General features: G+C 64.1%; 15 protein-coding genes. 2 read left to right on the top strand and 13 right to left on the bottom strand.

Features of this window, described 5'->3' with window-relative positions:
* Nucleotides 1-136 precede the first annotated feature (136 nt).
* From ABC977_RS07225 to glgC, 3 genes are all read right to left on the bottom strand, one after another.
* On the bottom strand, nt 137-913 hold the full coding sequence (locus ABC977_RS07225) for an enoyl-ACP reductase FabI (protein ID WP_369666596.1): 777 nt from the start codon (nt 911-913) through the stop codon (nt 137-139).
* Nucleotides 914-1,130: 217 nt separating this feature from the next.
* Nucleotides 1,131-2,627 (bottom strand): 4-alpha-glucanotransferase, encoded by a 1,497-nt coding sequence (malQ, locus tag ABC977_RS07220; protein ID WP_369666572.1) that lies wholly within the window; start codon nt 2,625-2,627, stop codon nt 1,131-1,133.
* A 256-nt stretch (nt 2,628-2,883) separates the two neighbouring features.
* Nucleotides 2,884-4,167 carry a glucose-1-phosphate adenylyltransferase gene (gene glgC / locus ABC977_RS07215; protein WP_369666571.1) on the bottom strand — a complete coding sequence of 428 codons (1,284 nt, stop codon included), beginning with the start codon at nt 4,165-4,167 and terminating at the stop codon, nt 2,884-2,886.
* Nucleotides 4,168-4,415: 248 nt separating this feature from the next.
* On the opposite strand from glgC, the gene glgB reads away from it, so the two are divergent.
* Nucleotides 4,416-6,755: a 1,4-alpha-glucan branching protein GlgB gene (gene glgB, locus ABC977_RS07210; protein WP_369666570.1), complete on the top strand. Its 2,340-nt coding sequence runs from the start codon at nt 4,416-4,418 to the stop codon at nt 6,753-6,755.
* A 172-nt stretch (nt 6,756-6,927) separates the two neighbouring features.
* Here glgB and ABC977_RS07205 read toward each other — a convergent pair whose 3' ends face one another.
* The 3 genes from ABC977_RS07205 to ABC977_RS07195 form a co-directional block, all read right to left on the bottom strand.
* The gene (locus ABC977_RS07205; protein WP_439849175.1) at nt 6,928-7,140 is read right to left on the bottom strand and encodes a cold-shock protein; all 213 of its coding nucleotides are present in this window, start codon (nt 7,138-7,140) and stop codon (nt 6,928-6,930) included.
* A 392-nt stretch (nt 7,141-7,532) separates the two neighbouring features.
* A complete protein-coding gene (locus ABC977_RS07200; RefSeq protein WP_369666569.1) occupies nt 7,533-8,309 on the bottom strand; it encodes a slipin family protein in 777 nt (258 codons plus the stop codon).
* 2 nt (nt 8,310-8,311) lie between these two features.
* Nucleotides 8,312-9,709: an NfeD family protein gene (locus ABC977_RS07195; RefSeq protein ID WP_369666568.1), complete on the bottom strand. Its 1,398-nt coding sequence runs from the start codon at nt 9,707-9,709 to the stop codon at nt 8,312-8,314.
* Nucleotides 9,710-9,893: 184 nt separating this feature from the next.
* Here ABC977_RS07195 and moaE point away from each other — a divergent pair, with 184 nt between their 5' ends.
* Nucleotides 9,894-10,355 carry a molybdopterin synthase catalytic subunit MoaE gene (gene moaE / locus ABC977_RS07190; RefSeq protein ID WP_369666567.1) on the top strand — a complete coding sequence of 154 codons (462 nt, stop codon included), beginning with the start codon at nt 9,894-9,896 and terminating at the stop codon, nt 10,353-10,355.
* A gap of 114 nt (nt 10,356-10,469) precedes the next feature.
* Here moaE and pabB read toward each other — a convergent pair whose 3' ends face one another.
* The 7 genes from pabB to menB all read right to left on the bottom strand — a co-directional run bounded on the left by pabB (nt 10,470) and on the right by menB (nt 17,606).
* Nucleotides 10,470-11,915, bottom strand: coding sequence for an aminodeoxychorismate synthase component I (gene pabB, locus ABC977_RS07185; RefSeq protein WP_369666566.1), 1,446 nt, complete (start codon nt 11,913-11,915; stop codon nt 10,470-10,472).
* A 109-nt stretch (nt 11,916-12,024) separates the two neighbouring features.
* Nucleotides 12,025-12,375, bottom strand: a complete 351-nt coding sequence (locus ABC977_RS07180) for a cytochrome b5 domain-containing protein (protein ID WP_369666565.1) — start codon at nt 12,373-12,375, stop codon at nt 12,025-12,027.
* Between the two features lie 272 nt (nt 12,376-12,647).
* Nucleotides 12,648-14,129: a lipopolysaccharide biosynthesis protein gene (locus tag ABC977_RS07175; RefSeq protein ID WP_369666564.1), complete on the bottom strand. Its 1,482-nt coding sequence runs from the start codon at nt 14,127-14,129 to the stop codon at nt 12,648-12,650.
* Between the two features lie 133 nt (nt 14,130-14,262).
* Nucleotides 14,263-14,721, bottom strand: coding sequence for an acyl-CoA thioesterase (locus tag ABC977_RS07170; RefSeq protein WP_369666563.1), 459 nt, complete (start codon nt 14,719-14,721; stop codon nt 14,263-14,265).
* Between the two features lie 45 nt (nt 14,722-14,766).
* A complete protein-coding gene (gene menC, locus ABC977_RS07165; protein WP_369666562.1) occupies nt 14,767-15,843 on the bottom strand; it encodes an o-succinylbenzoate synthase in 1,077 nt (358 codons plus the stop codon).
* Nucleotides 15,840-16,739 carry a 1,4-dihydroxy-2-naphthoate octaprenyltransferase gene (gene menA / locus ABC977_RS07160; RefSeq protein WP_369666561.1) on the bottom strand — a complete coding sequence of 300 codons (900 nt, stop codon included), beginning with the start codon at nt 16,737-16,739 and terminating at the stop codon, nt 15,840-15,842. The genes menC and menA overlap by 4 nt, the downstream gene beginning before the upstream one ends.
* 3 nt (nt 16,740-16,742) lie before the next feature.
* Nucleotides 16,743-17,606 carry a 1,4-dihydroxy-2-naphthoyl-CoA synthase gene (menB, locus tag ABC977_RS07155; protein WP_369666560.1) on the bottom strand — a complete coding sequence of 288 codons (864 nt, stop codon included), beginning with the start codon at nt 17,604-17,606 and terminating at the stop codon, nt 16,743-16,745.

Below are 17,606 nucleotides of genomic sequence, written 5' to 3'. Positions count from 1 at the left end.
TCCGGCCGTGATCATCGACGCGGAGCGTCGCGACAGGTTGTTTCCCGTTTGGTGGTCACTCACCGTCGCCGGACACGATCAGCGCCGTGCGCAAGAGAGGCGATGCGCCGGCGCTGGTCGTGTCGGGGTCTGCGGGTCAGGCCAGGCCGAGGATGTGATAGCCCGCGTCGACGTACAGGACATCACCCGTGATCCCCGAGGCCAGGTCGGAACACAGGAAGGCGGCGGCCTGACCGACCTCGTCGATCGTGACATTGCGGCGCAGCGGCGTGCGTTCCTCGGCCTGCTTGAGCATCGAGCGGAAATCGGCAATGCCGGATGCCGCCAGGGTGCGGATGGGGCCCGCGGAGATGGCGTTGACCCTTGTGCCAGTCGGGCCGAGCGAAGCAGCCAGATAACGGACATTGGCTTCCAGGCTCGCCTTGGCGAGACCCATCACGTTGTAGTGCGGGACGGCACGCACCGCGCCGAGATAGCTGAGCGTCAGCAGCGCGCCGTTGCGTCCGCTCATCATGTCCCGTCCGGCCTTGGCCAGTGCCGCGAAGCTGTACGAGCTGATGTCGTGCGCGATCGCGAAGCCCTCGCGCGTAACGGCATCGATGTAGTCGCCGTCGAGCTGTTCGCGCGGCGCAAAGCCGATGCTGTGAACGATCACATCGAGCCCGTCCCAGGTGCGGCCCAGGACGTCGAAAAGGCTTTCGATGTCGGCATCGCTTGCCACATCGAGCGGGAGTACCAGATCCGATCCGCACTGGGACGCGAGCTCGGTCACTCGTGACTTGAGCTTGTCGTTCTGGTAGGTGAAGGCCAACTCCGCGCCTTGGGCATGCATGGCCGTCGCGATCCCGGCAGCAATGGACCTGTTGCTCGCAACGCCAGTAATGAGTACTCGCTTGTCTTGAAGAAACCCCATCGTCATCGTTTCCCGTTCGTATTGTTAGAAGGCTCTACGGTGACCAGCCACATCCGGGCCTGACAGCGCCCTGGTTGCCCAAACGGAGCTCCGCGTGTCGCGTCCAATTCGTTGGTGCGACGCGGCAGGCCCCGTGTCTGGTCGGTCGCTCCGATCCGTGGCCATCGCAGAGCCAACCATACCGGATTCCGCGGCGTCTGTCCTGGGGTGGCTGTCGTTAGCCAACCCGGCGGCCATAGAGGTCGACGAGGCGGAGGACTCGGGTCGGGAGATCGGGCGGGATATCGGTCCAATCGAATCGCCATTGCCAGTTCGTCGGATGGCAGGTTCCCGGGGTATTCATGCGATGGGTAGAGTCCAAACCCAGGATGTCCTGCATCGGCACGACCGCGAGATGGGAGCGCGAAGCCAGCGCACAGCGAACCAGCGGCCAGGGCATGGGTTCACGGGGGTGACCGAGGTATTCGTCGACGTAGTCGCGTTCTGCCCGGTCGAGCGACCGATACCAGCCAAGGGTCGTATCGTTGTCGTGTGTGCCGGTGTAGACGACGGAGTCGCGGTCGTGGTGGAAGGGGAGGTACGGATTGGCGGCCCCGCCGGAAAAGGCAAACTGCAACACCTTCATCCCCGGAAGGCGGAACCGCCGGCGCAAGGTCTCCACCTCCTCGGTGATCAGGCCTAGGTCCTCGGCGATCAACGGGATCTCGCCGAAGTATTGGTTCAAGCGCTCGAACAGGGCCGCCCCCGATGCCTTGACCCACCGGCCATGTATCGCGAATTCCTCGTCCGCCGGAATCTCCCAGTAAGACTCCAGGCCTCGAAAATGATCGATGCGTACCAGGTGAAACAATTGAAATTGCGTGCGGATCCGGTCGATCCAGAACTGAAACCCGTCGGCGATCATCGCGTCCCAGCGATACAAGGGATTGCCCCAGCGCTGGCCGGTCGCCGAGAAGTAGTCGGGTGGGACTCCGGCAACGACGCGCAAACTGCCGTCCGGATGCAAGTCGAAATCCCGTGGCCGGGCCCAAACCTCCGCGCTATCGTGCGCGACGAAGATCGGCATGTCACCGAACAAGCGGATGCCGCGGGTATCGGCGTGATCGCGCAGGTGCTGCCATTGATCGAAGAACAGATATTGCTCGAAAGCGATGTAGTCGAGGTCATTGGCGAGGCGTCGTCGAGCCTGCGCGAGGACTCGGTCATCGCGGTCGCGCAGCGGCTCGGGCCAGCGCCACCAAGGTTGGCCGGCTTCCTCGCGCAACGCTCGATAGAGCGCGTAGTCGGCGAGCCAATAGTCGTGTTGCTCGGCGAAGCGTGCGAACGCATCCGTCGCCTCGGGGCTGGCCTGCTGGCGAAAGCGTCGATGGGCCGTGCGCAAGGCGTTTGCCTTGCCTGCATCGCTGGTCTTGGCCGCCTCCCACTCGTCCGGAACGAGCCACCCCCGCTGGACCAAGGGCTCGAGCCCGATCAGACGCGGGTTGCCGGCATGGACAGAGCTGCTCTGATAGGGCGAATAATCGGTTTGGGTCGGCCCGACCGGCAGCATCTGCCACACGGTGACGCCGCAGTCGGTCAAGAAGTCGAGAAAGTGATGGGCACCCGGCCCGAGGTCACCGCACGGGCCAGTGCCGGGCAAAGAGGTAAGATGAAGCAGGATCCCGGCACGCCGATGATCCTGTCCGACCGATGGAGGGGTGTCTTCTACGAGCATCGAAGCCGACTTTCCGTTGTTTGGCGTGAGCTGGTCGCCGACGCGAGCCTGGTGTCACTGACCAGAGCGCCGGCGCGTTTCTTTTGCTTGGTTTCTTGATTTTTCCGGGGGTCTTCGCATGGCGGCCGTGCGATCGCGAGCGCGAGGGGCTTCGCCGCCGTCTGCCGTGAAGCTTCACCGCGCGCCGCGACGAGACCATGCAAGGGCTTGTACGACCATCGATCTCATGGCGGCGGCCGGAAAGGTCCGGCCCCGATCAGCGGTGGAAATTGATCTGCTGGCCGAGCATGTCGGGCGTCACGAGGGTCACCCCGCCGGCCGTCACATGGAATCCCCGCTCGCGGTCGGCGACCGGATCCACGCCGATCTGCATCCCCTCATCGATCTGGCAGAACCGATCGATGACCGCGTTGCGGATCTCGCAGTTACGGCCGATCTCGACATCTGGCAGGATGACTGAATCCTGCACATAGGAATAAGAGTTGACTCGGACGCTCGAGAACAGCAGAGAATGACGCACGACCGCTCCGGAAATGATGCAGCCGCCAGACACCATGGAATCGACGGCCATTCCTCGGCGATCTTCATCGTCGAACACGAACTTCGCTGGCGGCAATTGCACCTGATAGGTCCAGATCGACCAGGTCTGATCGTACAGATTCAAGGGCGGGGTGACGCCGATCAGTTCCAGATTGGCTTCCCAAAAGGCGTCGACGGTGCCGACGTCGCGCCAATACGCCTGAACTCCACTGGTGGGATCGATGAAGGGGAAGGCGTGCACCCGGTACCCAGAGGCGATGATGCTCGGTATGATGTTCTTGCCGAAGTCGTGACTGGATCTGGGCGTGTCGGCGTCTTTGAATAACTGTTCGAAGAGAAAGTCACAGTTGAAGATGTAAATCCCCATCGACGCCAAGCAGGTATCCGGCCGACCTGGAATCGTGCGGGGATCGCTCGGCTTCTCGTGAAAATCGGTGATCCGGCCGTTGTCATCGACAGCCACGATGCCAAACTCTCGGGCACGCTCGCGCTCGACCTCGATACAAGCAATGGTCACGTCCGCAGCCGACTCGACATGATGGGCGATCATGGTCCCGTAATCCATCTTGTAGACATGATCGCCGGCGAGGATCAGTACGTATTCGGGCTTGTGGTTTCGGATGATATCGACATTTTGATAGACGGCGTCCGCCGTGCCCGCGTACCAGGCAGCATCGCGATTACGCTCGATACGCTGTTGCGCGGGCCATAGTTCGATGAACTCGCCGAATTCGCCGCGCAAAAATCCCCAGCCTTTTTGGATATGCAGAATAAGCGAGTGCGCCTTGTACTGGGTCAGCACACCGATCTTGCGAATCCCGGAGTTCATGCAATTGGAGAGAGGAAAGTCGATGATGCGGAATTTTCCACCGAAGTGCACCGCTGGCTTGGCACGCCAACTCGTCAGGTGCATCAGGCGGGATCCGCGGCCTCCCGCCAGAATCAGTGCCAGCGTATTGTTCACCAGGCGATGTTGGTAGAACGATTTCGGATCGGGCATAACCGAATAACCTCCTCCGCTGTGGCGGATGACCCCTGTCATAGGCCGAGACGTCGCGTAGACGGTCGCATGGTACCATGTTGGCCGTTTACGGGGCGCGGTTTCGTCGAATGCGGCCGCGGCGCGATCGCCGCGCTGCCCCGAGGAGACGGCCGTCTCGAAGCGCCCGAGCAAGGTACGAAAACAGCTATTTAAGGCTCGTCTCTCAGCCAGTTACTCTGATCCGACGCACACAGGAATCCGTAGCCATGTCGAACCCGAACGCCACCTCGTCGCCGATCCCCGACGCGTACCAGCGCTTGATCGAGGCCCGTCATCATGATGCCTTCGAGATACTCGGTCGTCACCGTGTTGGAAACCAGGCGAGAATCCTGGCCTTCCTGCCACGAGCCGAACGGGTCCGTATCATCGAGAGCGGCGTCGAGCTCGAGCGGATCGGCGGCACGGGGCTTTTCTCATGGGAGGGGGCGGCCGATCTGGTGCCGGAGCGCTACCGGCTGCATTGGTACGATGCGAGCGGATTTGTTCATCATCATCACGATCCCTATTGCTTTCCGCCGCAGTTGGGCGATTTCGATCTGCACCTTTTCGGCGAGGGGCGTCATTGGCATGCGTATCGGTTTCTCGGTGCCCATCCGCATCAGACCGATGGCATCGCCGGCACCTTGTTTGCCGTGTGGGCGCCGAACGCGGCCCGCGTCAGCGTCGTCGGCGATTTCAATGCGTGGGACGGCCGCACCCATCCGATGCGGGTTCGCGGTGGTTCCGGCGTCTGGGAGCTTTTCATACCCGAGGCGCCGGTCGGCGGCTATTACAAATTCGAGATTCGCGATGGCCATGGGAACATCCATGTCAAGACCGATCCCTATGCACAGGCCTATCAGCTTCGGCCGAACACAGCTAGCATCATCTGCGGTCCGTCTGGTCATCAGTGGCAGGATCAAGAATGGATGGCGCAACGCGCGTCGGCGGATTGGCAGCATCGCCCGTTCTCCGTCTACGAAGTGCACCTCGGCTCCTGGCTACGCGATAGCGAGGGAAGTTTCCTCAATTACCGCGAGTTGGCCGCGCGTCTTGCCGATTATGTGGTGGAGATGGGTTTCACTCATATCGAGCTCTTGCCGATCACCGAGCATCCATTCGACGGTTCCTGGGGATATCAGACCACCGGCTATTTCGCACCGACCAGCCGTTTTGGATCTCCGGATGATTTCCGATACTTCGTCGATTACTTTCACGCCCGGGGTATTGGCGTTTTGCTGGATTGGGTGCCGGCCCATTTTCCAAAGGATGCCTATGCGCTAGCCCGCTTCGATGGCACGTCACTCTATGAGCATGCCGATCCACGGCAAGGCGAACACCGGGATTGGGGTACGCTGATCTTCAATTTCGGCCGCAACGAGGTCAAGAATTTCCTGCTATCGAGTGCCCTGTATTGGCTGGAAGAGTTCCACCTGGACGGTTTGCGTGTCGACGCCGTCGCCTCGATGCTCTACCTGGATTATTCGCGCGAGCCGGGCGACTGGATCCCGAACCAGTACGGAGGTAACGAGAACCTGGATGCGGTGGCCTTTCTCCGGCAGCTGAATGAGGTGACGCATCAACAGCATCCCGGGACCTTGATCATTGCCGAGGAGTCGACGTCCTGGCCAGCCGTGTCCCGGCCGACGTATCTCGGGGGGTTGGGCTTCAGCATGAAATGGAATATGGGCTGGATGCACGACACCTTGACCTATATGGCGCGAGATCCGATCTATCGGCACTATCATCATGACCGATTGACCTTCGGTTTGCTCTATGCGTTTACCGAAAACTTCGTCCTGCCTTTCTCGCACGACGAGGTCGTCCACGGCAAGCGGTCGATGCTCGATAAGATGCCCGGCGATGCCTGGCAGCGATTCGCATCATTGCGCCTGCTTTACACCTATATGTTTTCCTACCCCGGCAAGAAGCTGCTGTTCATGGGGTGCGAGTTCGGGCACGGGCGCGAGTGGAACGCCGCCGCGCAAATGGATTGGGAGCTGCTCGATCGACCTCAACACCAGGGGTTGCGTCGTCTCGTGGCGGACTTGAACCAGCTGTACTCGGTCTGTCCTGCGTTGCACGAGCTGGATTTCGATCATTCGGGATTCGAATGGATCGACTGCCACGACAGCTCGCAGTCGGTTCTCAGTTACTTGCGCAAGGGCCAAGCAGGCGAGGGCCTGGTCGTTGCGGTACTCAATTTCACGCCCGTGCCGCGCGGCGACTACCGGATTGGCGTGCCGTTGCCGGGCTTCTATCGGGAGGCCATCAGTTCAGACGCCGAATGCTATGGCGGAACCAATATGGGCAACCAAGGTGGGATCATGGCGGAGGCGATCCCATGGATGGATCGGCCTTTCTCGATAAGTCTGCAATTGCCGCCGCTCGGAGGGCTTTTGCTGCGGCACGAGAGCCTCGCAGCCGACCAAGTCGAGCCCGGGCGCGGTGATGACCACGTTGCCGCCGGGCAAGGTGATCGGGAGGAGGTTCCGGCACGAGTGCTGGTCGAGCCGAGTAGGGGGGCGCCTGCCCTCGATGGACAAGGCCCGGCCGACGCGGCGTGACCACGAGACAAGGAGCCCGGCTCGGAGGGCCGGGATCCTGACATGGAGCCACACCGCGTCTCGTCCCGTGTTCGATCGAATCGTTCGACACAGGCGTGGCCACGGGTAGCACGCGAGGGTTGCGATAACCCCCGCCGTAACGCCCCAGAATCCTAGGGCCGGTCAGAACGGATCACGCCGGCGTTACATTCTCCGCTTGCGGTCCCTTTGGTCCCTGGGTAACGACCATCGTGACCTTCTGGCCTTCAACCAAGCTCTTGCGACCCGTACCGTTGATCGCGCTGTGATGGACGAAGACGTCTTTACCGCCTTCGCGTTCGATGAAACCGAATCCCTTCTCGTCGTTGAACCATTTGACGGTACCGGTGACCAACTGACCTGACATATCGACCTCTTGCCTTAACGCGCCAAGCAAACTTGGCATGACTTTGAATCCAACCACATCCTCGACCAACCCCCTGGCTCGGTAACGTAAAGGCCCGATCCACCCACGATATCCGCAATCCCCGCGCCCTAGCGACCCAGCATGCACAGTACCGCGTTCGGCGAGGGTCGCTCGCTTGGAACCTGGGCATCTGAATGGTTGATTTGGCGAAAGGGGGCTTGCGGGATGGGTTTTCGGGTCGATGTCCGGCGAGTAGGGCTGCCTGGGACTCGATCTTCGCACGAGTTCCCGTCGGATGCAAAAAAATAACGCGGAACGAGGGCGGATTGCAGGGTATCGAAGTCGGCGCCGAACCGATGTCTCGCGACCCGACTCGGCGCCGATCCATGCGATCATTCGCGCTTGTCGATCGTGACGGCCTGCGGTGTCCTTTGGAGCAAGGGCTGGACCAGATCGATCGGTACTGGGAAGACGATCGTGGATGTCTTGTCTCCGGCGACCGCGGTCAAGGTTTCGAGGAACCGCAGCTGCATCGCTTGCGGTTCCGCGGCGAGAATTCGGGCGGCCTGCATCAGTTTTTCCGCGGCCTGTTCCTCGCCCTCGGCATGGATGATCTTGGCGCGCCGCGACCGCTCGGCCTCGGCCTGGCGGGCAATGGCGCGGATCATGCTCTCATCGAGATCCACATGCTTGATCTCGACGTTCGACACCTTGATCCCCCAAGCATCCGTCTGGCTGTCGAGGATCTTGCGGACATCGGCGTTGAGTTTGTCACGCTCGGCCAGCATTTCGTCGAGCTCGTGCTGACCCAGCACGGAACGCAGCGTCGTTTGCGCGAGTTGGCTCGTCGCCGACAAGAAGTCTTCGACCTGGATGATCGCCCGCTCGGGATCGATCACGCGGAAATAGACGACGGCGTTGACCTTGACCGAGACGTTGTCCCGCGAGATGACGTCCTGGCTCGGCACATCCATCACGAGCACGCGCAGATCGACCTTGACCATCTGCTGGATCCCCGGGATCACGATGATCAGGCCGGGTCCTTTGACGCTGGTGAAGCGCCCCAGCGTGAAGATGACGCCCCGTTCATACTCGCGAAGGATCTTGATCGCCGATACGAAAAAGACGACGACCAGGGTTACGAGAAAGGCAATGACCTCGAATGGCATGTTCACGGCTCCTTGTCGAGTTGGATATCAGGTTCAACCAGCAGGACCAGGCCATCTCGCCCGGTAACTCGCACCGATTGGCCGGCGTCGATGGGCCGGCTGCTGCGGGCGGCCCAGTCCTCGCCGTGGAGGTGCACGGTGCCGTCCTCGGTGAAGGCGTGCGTGGCCAGACCGCGTGCGCCGACGAGTTCCTCGGCCCCGCTGACGATCGGCTTGCGGTACGAGCGGACCGCCATCGTGACGATGAAGAACAAGAGCAGTGCCGACGTGGCCGCGAAGGCCAGGACCAGCGGGATCGACAGACCGAATCCCGGCACATCGGTGTCGATCAGGATCAGCGAGCCGACGATGAAGGCGGCCACGCCCCCGACGCCGAGGGCGCCGAAACTCGGCGCGAACGCCTCGGCGACCATCAAGGCGAGACCCAGCAGGATCAGTGCGAGGCCAGCGTAATTGACGGGTAGCAGTTGGAACGAGTAAAGGGCCAACACCAGACTGACGGCGCCCACGGTGCCCGGAAAGATCGCGCCGGGGTTCGAAAACTCGTAGATCAGCCCGTAGATGCCGATCAACATCAGGATGTAGGCGACATTCGGGTTGCTGATGATGGCGAGCAGCTTTAACCGCCAGTCGGGTTCGAGCTCGGTCAACACCAGATCGGCGGTGTCGAGCACATGATCCTCGCCCTGAAGCTGTACGGTTCGGCCGTCGATCGCCTGAAGTAGTTGATCGATATCCCGCACCACCAGATCGACGACCCCGATGGCGACCGCCTCCTCGGCAGGCAGACTGGCGCCCTCGCGGACCGCCTTCTCGGCCCAGTCGGCATTGCGCCCGTGCATCTTCGCCAGGCCGCGGATATAGGCCACGGCATCATTGACGAGCTTCTTGGTCATCGCGTCGCCGTCGACCGGAGCAGGTTCGGCGTCGCCATTGTCGTCGGCCTCATCGCCGTCGGCCGCGGGGGATCGGCCCCGGTCGCGCTCGCCGCCACCCGGCATGCCGCCCATCTGGACAGGGGTTGCGGCGCCGAGTGTGGTGCCGGGTGCCATTGCCGCGACGTGGGTGGCGTAAAGGATGTAGGTCCCGGCGCTCGCCGCGCGCGCCCCGCTTGGCGCGACATAGCCGACGACCGGCACCGATGAGGCATGGATCGACTTGATGATCGAGCGCATGGCGCTATCGAGCCCTCCGGGCGTATCGATCCGCAGGATCAGCACGCGTGCTCCCTGGTCCTCGGCCTTGGCGATCGCGTCGGCGACGAAGGCTTCGGTTGCCGGACCGATCGCTCCATCGACATGGGCGACCAATGCCCGTCCGGGTGTGTCGGTCGCCGCCCACAACCATCCGGATAACAACAGGACCGCAGCCATCAACCAAGCCACCGGCGGGCGTCTCATCAGTGCTACCCTCTGCGTGATCGACACTGTTAGCTTAGACGAGCGGCCGAAACAGTGTCGGCTCGTGAGCTCATCGACGCGGTCTCGGGCGAACCTGGCGCCGAGCCATGATACCGGCAAGATGGATCTGGCCCGATGGCGAATCAAGATTCCGATCGTGTTCCGTAACGACGGGAGGCTGGCAATGAACCGTATTCGTGTGCAACGGGAACCATTCGATATCGCTGCGGAGCAGCACGACCTGTGGCGCGGCCGCGCCGAGATCGGCGCCTTGGTCACCTTCGTTGGACTCACCCGCGACATCAATGAGGATGCCAGGATCGAGCGTCTGACCCTCGAACACTATCCAGGGATGACCGAGAAGGCGCTCGAGGCGATCGCAGCCGAGGCGGCCGATCGCTGGTCGCTTGGCGGTCTGACGCTGATCCATCGCATCGGCACCCTGGCCCCGCAGGATCCGATCGTCTTCGTCGGTGTCGCCAGCCGCCACCGGGGCGATGCCTTTCGCGCGTGCGAGTTCCTGATCGATTATCTGAAGACGAAGGCCCCGTTCTGGAAAAAGGAATCCCGGACCGATGGCGAGCACTGGGTCGCGGCACGGGTCAGCGATGAGGCGGCGGCACGGCGTTGGGAGAGCGACCTTTGACCGGGATGCCTGTCGGCGAGTCGCCGGCCCGTCGGCACCAGGTGCCGGTGCTCGATCCGGGGCGACGACATCGCCCGTTGACCTGTCGCGTCCGCTCGGCGCGGCCTCGACCGCTCAGATCGACGCAGGGTCTACGTCTTCGATGCCATCCGGGCCATCCGGGCCATCCGGCCGAGGCGCGTCTCGGGTCCGCTTCAAGGCCGCGATGATCGGTGCGATCTTGTCGCGGGTTTCGCGGTACTCGGCCAGTGGGTCCGAATCGGCGACGATGCCGGCACCGGCCCAGAAGCGTGCGATACCGGACGAGTAGACCAGCGTGCGGATGGCGATGTTGGTGTCCATCGCGCCATCGAAACCCAGATACCCGATGGCCCCGCAGTAGACACCACGGCGATGGGGCTCGAGCTCCTCGATGATCTCCATCGCGCGTCGTTTCGGCGCGCCGGTGATGGAGCCGCCGGGAAAACAGGCCCGCAGCAGGTCCAGGTGTTCGACTCCAGCCGCCAGTCGTCCGCGGATCGAACTGACCAGGTGATGAACGTTTGGATAGGCTTTGACCTGGAACAGCTCGTCGCAACGCACGCTCCCGATGGCGCAGACCTTGCCGAGATCGTTGCGCAGCAGATCGACGATCATCAGGTTCTCCGCACGGTCCTTGGGACTGCGCCACAGGGCGTCGCGCAGGCGGCGGTCCGCTTCGGGGTCGCGTCCGCGAGGGCGGGTCCCCTTGATCGGGCTGGTCACCACTTGGTCCCCGCGAAGGGTCAGGAAACGCTCTGGAGAGGAACAGAGGATCTGGCCTTCGCCGATATCCAGGTAGGCGCCATAAGGTGCCGGATTGCGTCGGCGCAGATCGAGGTACAGGGGCCAGGGATCCCCATCGGCCGGCACCCAGAAGCGTTGCGCCAGGTTGACCTGGTAGCAGTCGCCTTCGCGCAGGTAGTGCTGGATCCGTGCGACCGCCGCGAGATAGTCGTCGGCGGTCAGATTCGAGCGGATGGATCCTGTCACGCGGAAGGATCGCCGTTCCAGGTCGTCATACGGTGAGGGCGGATCGATAGCGAACAGCCGCTCACGACGTTCCAACTCGCTCGGGTCGGTCGCGACGAGATGACTGCGGCGCGCGACGTGATCGACGACAAGTGCCCAGTCGAACAGGCCAACGGCCAACTCCGGCAATCCCTCGCCATCGGCGGACACGTCCGGCAACGGCTGAAAACGTCGAGCCAGGTCGTAGCCGAAGTAACCGAGCGCGCCACCGACAAAAGGCAAGGACCGGTGCGGTGCCCGACGCGGCCCCAGTTGCTCGGCCAGCAGCTCGAGCGGATCGGCCGAGGATTCGCGTTTCCCGGATGGCGTGTCGATGTGCGTCCGACCGCCGCGCGTGATCAAGCGCACGCCCGGCTCCGCCGTCAGGATGTCGTAACGACCCAACGTAGACCAGGGTCGGCCGCTGTCGAGAAAGATGGGCCAGGTCAGACCGCGGAGCGCCGGGAACAGTCGGCTGCTGTCGGGGTGGTAGCCCTGTTCGCGAACGACGATGTCGCGGCTGGGATCCATCGCGATCAGCGTCGCCCCCGAGCCGGAAAGCCGCCGTTAGGGCTCAGCCACGCGCGGGCTGATCGCCTCACATGGGCCCCGCGTTTGGATCGCGCCGGGCGCCCGTCGGTCACTGTTCGGCCAAGCGGCCTATCCGATAGATCTGAAGCATGGCCCAGGCCGCCGGACTGTGATCCTCATCCTGCCCGCGCGTGCGCATGCCCTCGGTCGCTTCGCGGCCGCACCAGGGCTCGAGCACGTCCGGCGTGGTCGGATGGATCGGAATCTGCCTGGTCACATCGTAGACCTGTCCCTCGATCGCCATCCAGCAGGAGTCCAGGGTATCGTGTTCCGCGACCTGTTCCAGCGTGTATTCGCCGGACTGGCCAGCGGCGAGATTCCATGCCCCGGCCAAGACCATGAAGCAGATCAGCGATGTCGTTCGCGTGGCTCGTGAGGGGCGGCAGATCGTCTGGGTCATCGTTGCAGACTCCGAAAAAGGTGCGTGACGGGATGGTGCCTGTTCCAGTCGGTACGGCGTGGATGCTGCGAGCGTGCCCATTAGGCTGTACCGCGGCGACCGGTGGTCGTGGCAGGGGCCTCGGGCCGATCCGGCGCGCGACGCGGCCCCATCGAGATTCGATACTGGCCGAGTCGGATGCCGCGCGCAAGCCCGGTTTCCGAATTCACGACATGGTCGGCGCGGGCCAGTCGGCGCGCGATCAGGGGCCTCTAGTCGCACGGGTCTTCCAGTCAGTGCCGAACTCGCCGTGACCAGAAGCGGTGGCCTTCGACGAGGGCGACGGCCAACAGGAACAGTGCCAGGCACAGGATTCCAACCAATACGGACGGCCATGCCAGCCAGGATGCCAGGACGAGGCTGGCCAGATAAAGGATGACGCCATAGGCCGGATAGCCGAGGACGCGGCGCAAATCATAGGGAACCGGGTAGAAGCGGCGGCCTAGGAGATAGGAGATCAGCGCCATCGACCCGTAACATACTAGATGGGCCCAGGCGGCACCCAGATAGCCGTAGCGCGGGACCCACCACAAGAGCAGGATCACGGTGATCGCCGATCCGATCAGGGCGACCGCCGCCCCCATCAGCGTCCGGTCGGTCAATTTGTACCAGATCGACAGGTTGATGTAGATGCCGAGGAGCAGATTGGCCAGCAGTAGAATCGGCACCACGACGAGGCCTTCGCGATAGTCGCGACCGATGAAATACTGGAAGACGTCGATGAAGAGCGTGACGAACAGGAACACGAAGACGCAGCTGATCACGAACCAGTTCAGCACGAGCGCGTAGATCGCGCGCGCATCCTGTTGCTTCGCGTAGCCGAAGAAGAAGGGTTCCGCCGCGTAACGGAAGGCCTGGATGAAGAGCGTCATCAGCATCGCCAGCTTGTAGGCGGCGCTGTAGATGCCGAGCTGTGCCATGTTGGTGTCGGCGTCGTACGGCAGCAGGTACTTGAGTGCGGCCCGGTCCAGCATCTCGTTCGTGACGCCGGCGAAACCGATGATGACCATCGGCAGCGAATACCGAACCAGTCGCCGGAACAGGGCCGGCTCGAAGCGGCCGCCGCTCGACCGAAACTGCGGAGCCAACAGCATCAGCTTGACCAGGCTGGCGCCGAGGTTGGCCAGGAAGACATAGCCGATCCCGATCCGCGGATCCCACAGCGAGCCCAGCCATGACGTGGGGTCGGCCTCGAAGGCACGCCGGCAGACGTAGACGAAGAACAGGGTCAAGCCGAGGTTGATTGCGATCTCGATCAGCTTGATCGTGGCGAAGCGCACCGCACGCTCCTCGGCGCGCAGCCGCGCGAAGGCCACGGCGCCGATCGCATCGAAGGCCAGGATCGCGGCACACCACCAGATCAGGTGGGTCTGGTCCGGATGACGCAGCAGGTCGGCGATCGGTTCGCGCAACACGAAGACGGTCAGCACGAAGACCAGATTGGCCAGCAGCAGGAATCGCAGCACCGTCTGTAGGACGGTTTCGGCCGGCCAGTCGCCGAGCGCGCGAAACCGGAAATAGCCGGTCTCCAGGCCGAACAGCAGCAGGACGGCGAGGAAGCCCATGTAGGCATAGAATTCGGCGACGATGCCGAACTCGGACGGTGCGAAGATGTACGTCAGAACCGGGACCAGCAGGTAGTTCAGCAGGCGTCCGAGGATGCTGCTGACACCGTAGATCGCGGTCTGGGAGGCGAGTCGTCGCAGGGGATTCATCGTTACGTGTCACGCGCGGCCGGTCGATCGCGGTGCGGTCCTCGCAGGGGTGCCTTGCCGGGCTGCTTGGTTCTCGGATTAAGGGCGGGGCGTCGGCGCTGCGGAATCGATGCCCGATCCGAGCGCCGGCTCATCATTCGTCGCTGGTTCCGCCCGGTCCAGGGTCCGATCTGTGCGGCGCGACCTCGGCCAGTCGCTGCTGCAATGCCGCACGCAAGCGCGGTGGCAGCGGGTGGCTCGCCGCCTTGTCGCCAGCGATGCAGACATGGACCGTCCGCGCCTGCGCCAGGAGCCGCCCGCCGGGGCCGCAGAACCGATAGGCGAGCGTGAACGAGCTTTGGCCGACGCGTGCGACCTCGACCGAGACGGCGACGGCGTCGCCATGGCGCATCGCCTGATGGTAATCGGCCTCGGCATGGACCAGCGGTAGCAGCCAGCGGCGTTCGGCGATCAGCTCGGACAAGGGCCACCCGAGGTCGTCGAAGAAGGCCTCGCAGGCATCCTGGGCATGTCGGAACAGGTGTCCGAAGAACAAAAGCCCGGCGGCGTCGGTGTCGTGCAGCCGGATGCGATGGTGGTAGACGAAGCTCATGCTATGGTCCGATCCGGACGAACGAGGAACGATGGCCGCATCGCGCTAGGCGGCCATCGGGCGAAAGCCGCTGCCGGGCGAGCGCGGCAGCCGGACCTGGCCCTCGTCGATCACCGGCGGGGCACCGAGATCCCGGACCAGCCAACTCGATGTCGCCAGCCCATGAGGCGGTTGCCCGGCCGGCAGCGCGGCGGCCAGTTGGAGCGTCGGCCAGAGCCCGGCGGCGGACTCGATCAGGCTCGTGATGACGATCTGCAGGCCAGCGGAGATCGCCTGTTGGGCCTGCTCCAGGGTCGTGCGCAGACCGCCGATCGCGGCCGGTTTCAGTACCAGCCGCCGAGTCGGCGAGATCCCGGGATCTCCCCTCAGTATGCCGGCCAGGTCCGCGGGCAGATCGGGCCGATGGAGGGTCTCATCGAGCGCGAGCGGGATCCTGGTGCTGGCCTGTAGTCGGCGCAGATCCGCTGCCGAAGGAGCGCGCAAGGGCTCCTCGATCGCTTCGATCGGCCAGTCCGCGAGCTGCTCGAGCAGCCAGGACGCGGTGGCCATGTCCCAGGCGCCGTTGGCATCGAGGCGCAACCCGACCCCGGGTGGCAACGACGCGACCAGTTCGGCCAGGCGCGCCCGTTCCATTTCGGCGGGCATCAGGCCGACCTTGATCTTGAGCACGCGATATCCGGTGGCGCAGGCGGCCTGGATCTGGTTGTGCGTGACCGTCGTCAGGCTGCCGAGCATCGCATTGACGCCGACCCGCTCGCCCGCATCGGGAGCGAGCCAGTGCCGCAGTGTCTGGCCGCTTCGTTGCGCGATCAGATCGCTCAAGGCGCATTCGAGCGCGTAGCGAGCCGCCGGGGCCGCGCGGCCGATGGTTTGGCACCGATCCAGCCCTGCTCCGGGTTCGAGCCCGACCAGCTGGTGGCCAGCCTGGTCGAGCCACTGCTTGGCCTGTTGCGGGGTCTCGGTGCCAGCCGCGGCCAGCGGGGCGCAATCGCCGAACCCGGAATGGTCCGCCGCGTCGATCCGTACGAGCCAGCCGCTCCGTTCCGCGAGGCGCCCGTGCGCGCTGACCCAGGGGTCGTGCATCGGCAGCCGATAGGGGTTCAGCCTGATCGCGTCGATCATGTCGGCGCAGGCAGCGCCAGGCCCGCGGCCAGCAGGACCACGAGCGCCATCTGATAAAGGGCCGTGCGGGCCAGCAACGCATTGAGCTCGATCCCGGCCGCACCCTGGTACAGGCGCCTGATCAGGATCCCGGCCAGTGGGAGCGCGATCAACAGGGGCCATGGCTGGCCCGGGAGATCGGCCGCGAACAGCACCGGGATCGGGGCGATCAACAGCAGCGCGTAGAGGACCCGTGCGCCGGGGTGCCCGAGATGGTGGCACAGGGTGCGTCGGCCGGCGCGACGATCCGTGGCCAAATCGCGGTAATTGTTCAGCAGCAACACGGCGGCAGCGGGGAAACCGAGCGCGAGCCCGGTGAGCACCGGCGCCGGGGTCAGGGTCAGGTTCTGAAGATAGTAGGTTCCCGCGACCGCAGCGATGCCGAAGAAGGCAAGCACGAAGACCTCGCCGAGGGGGCCGTAGGCGATGGGCCTGGGGCCTCCGGTGTAGGCATATCCGGCGATCAGCGAGGCGATGCCGAGGATCAGGATCGGCCAGCCGCCGCGGATCGCCAACAGCAGGCCGAGGACGAAGGCGATCGCGAAGGCCAGATGGGCGGCCGTCTTGACTTGGCTCGCGGTGAACCAGCCCTCGGCCGTCGCTCGCGGCGGCCCCAGGCGGTCGGCCGTATCGAGTCCGCGCTCGAAGTCCGCTGCGTCATTGTGCAGGTTGGTCCCGACCTGGATGGCGATGGCCGTGAGCAGGGTCGCCAGCGCGATCGGGATCACGAGCTGACCGGCTTCGGCCAGCGCCAGTAGCAGTCCGGCGAGCACCGGAGCCACGGTCAGGGGCAGGGTCTTGGGGCGCGCGGCCGCGATCCAACGGCCGAGCGGCTGGGCGGGCGCCGGAGCCGACACGGATCAGGGCCGCCGCGGGAAGCGACCGAAATCCGGCGGTCGTCGTTCCAGGAAGGCATCACGCCCCTCGCGCCCCTCTTCGGTCGTGTAGAAGAGGGCGGTGGCATTGCCGGCGAGTTCCTGGATCCCAGCCAGTCCATCGCTGTCGGCATTGAAGGCGGCCTTCAGCACGCGCAGCGCCGTCGGCGACAGCTTCAGCATCTCGCGACACCAGTCGACCGTGACCATCTCGAGTTCGCGAAGGGGCACGACGGTGTTGACCAGGCCCATCGCCAGCGCCTCCTGCGCGTCGTATTGGCGGCACAGGAACCAGATCTCCTTCGCCTTCTTGAGCCCGACGGTCCGGGCCAGCAGGCCGGCCCCGAAGCCGGCATCGAAGCTGCCGACCCGCGGGCCCGTCTGGCCAAAGCGGGCGTTGTCGGCGGCGATACTGAGATCGCAGATCAGATGGAGCACGTGGCCGCCGCCGATCGCGTAACCCGCGATCATCGCTACGACCGGTTTCGGGAGCGTGCGGATCTGGCGTTGCAGTTCGAGCACGTTCAGATGTTGCACCCCGGCGCCGTCCCGATAACCCTCGTCGCCGCGGACGCGCTGATCCCCGCCCGAGCAGAAGGCCAGATCCCCTGCGCCGGTCAGGATGACGACCCCGATCCGTGGGTCCATGTGGGCGCGATGAAAGGCCTCGATCAACTCGCGGACCGTTTCCGGGCGAAAGGCGTTGCGGACCTCGGGACGATTGATCGTGATCTTCGCGATCCCTTCGGCCTCCTGATACAGGATGTCCTGATAATCGCAATTGGCAGGTGTCTGCCAGTCGATCGCCCTGTTCGATGGGTCGGGTCGTGTGGGGTCCGTCGCTCGCAC

The organism is Thioalkalicoccus limnaeus, from assembly GCF_041197575.1.
Taxonomy (GTDB): Bacteria; Pseudomonadota; Gammaproteobacteria; order Chromatiales; family Chromatiaceae; genus Thioalkalicoccus; species Thioalkalicoccus limnaeus.
This window is presented reverse-complemented; position numbering and strand designations above follow the sequence as displayed.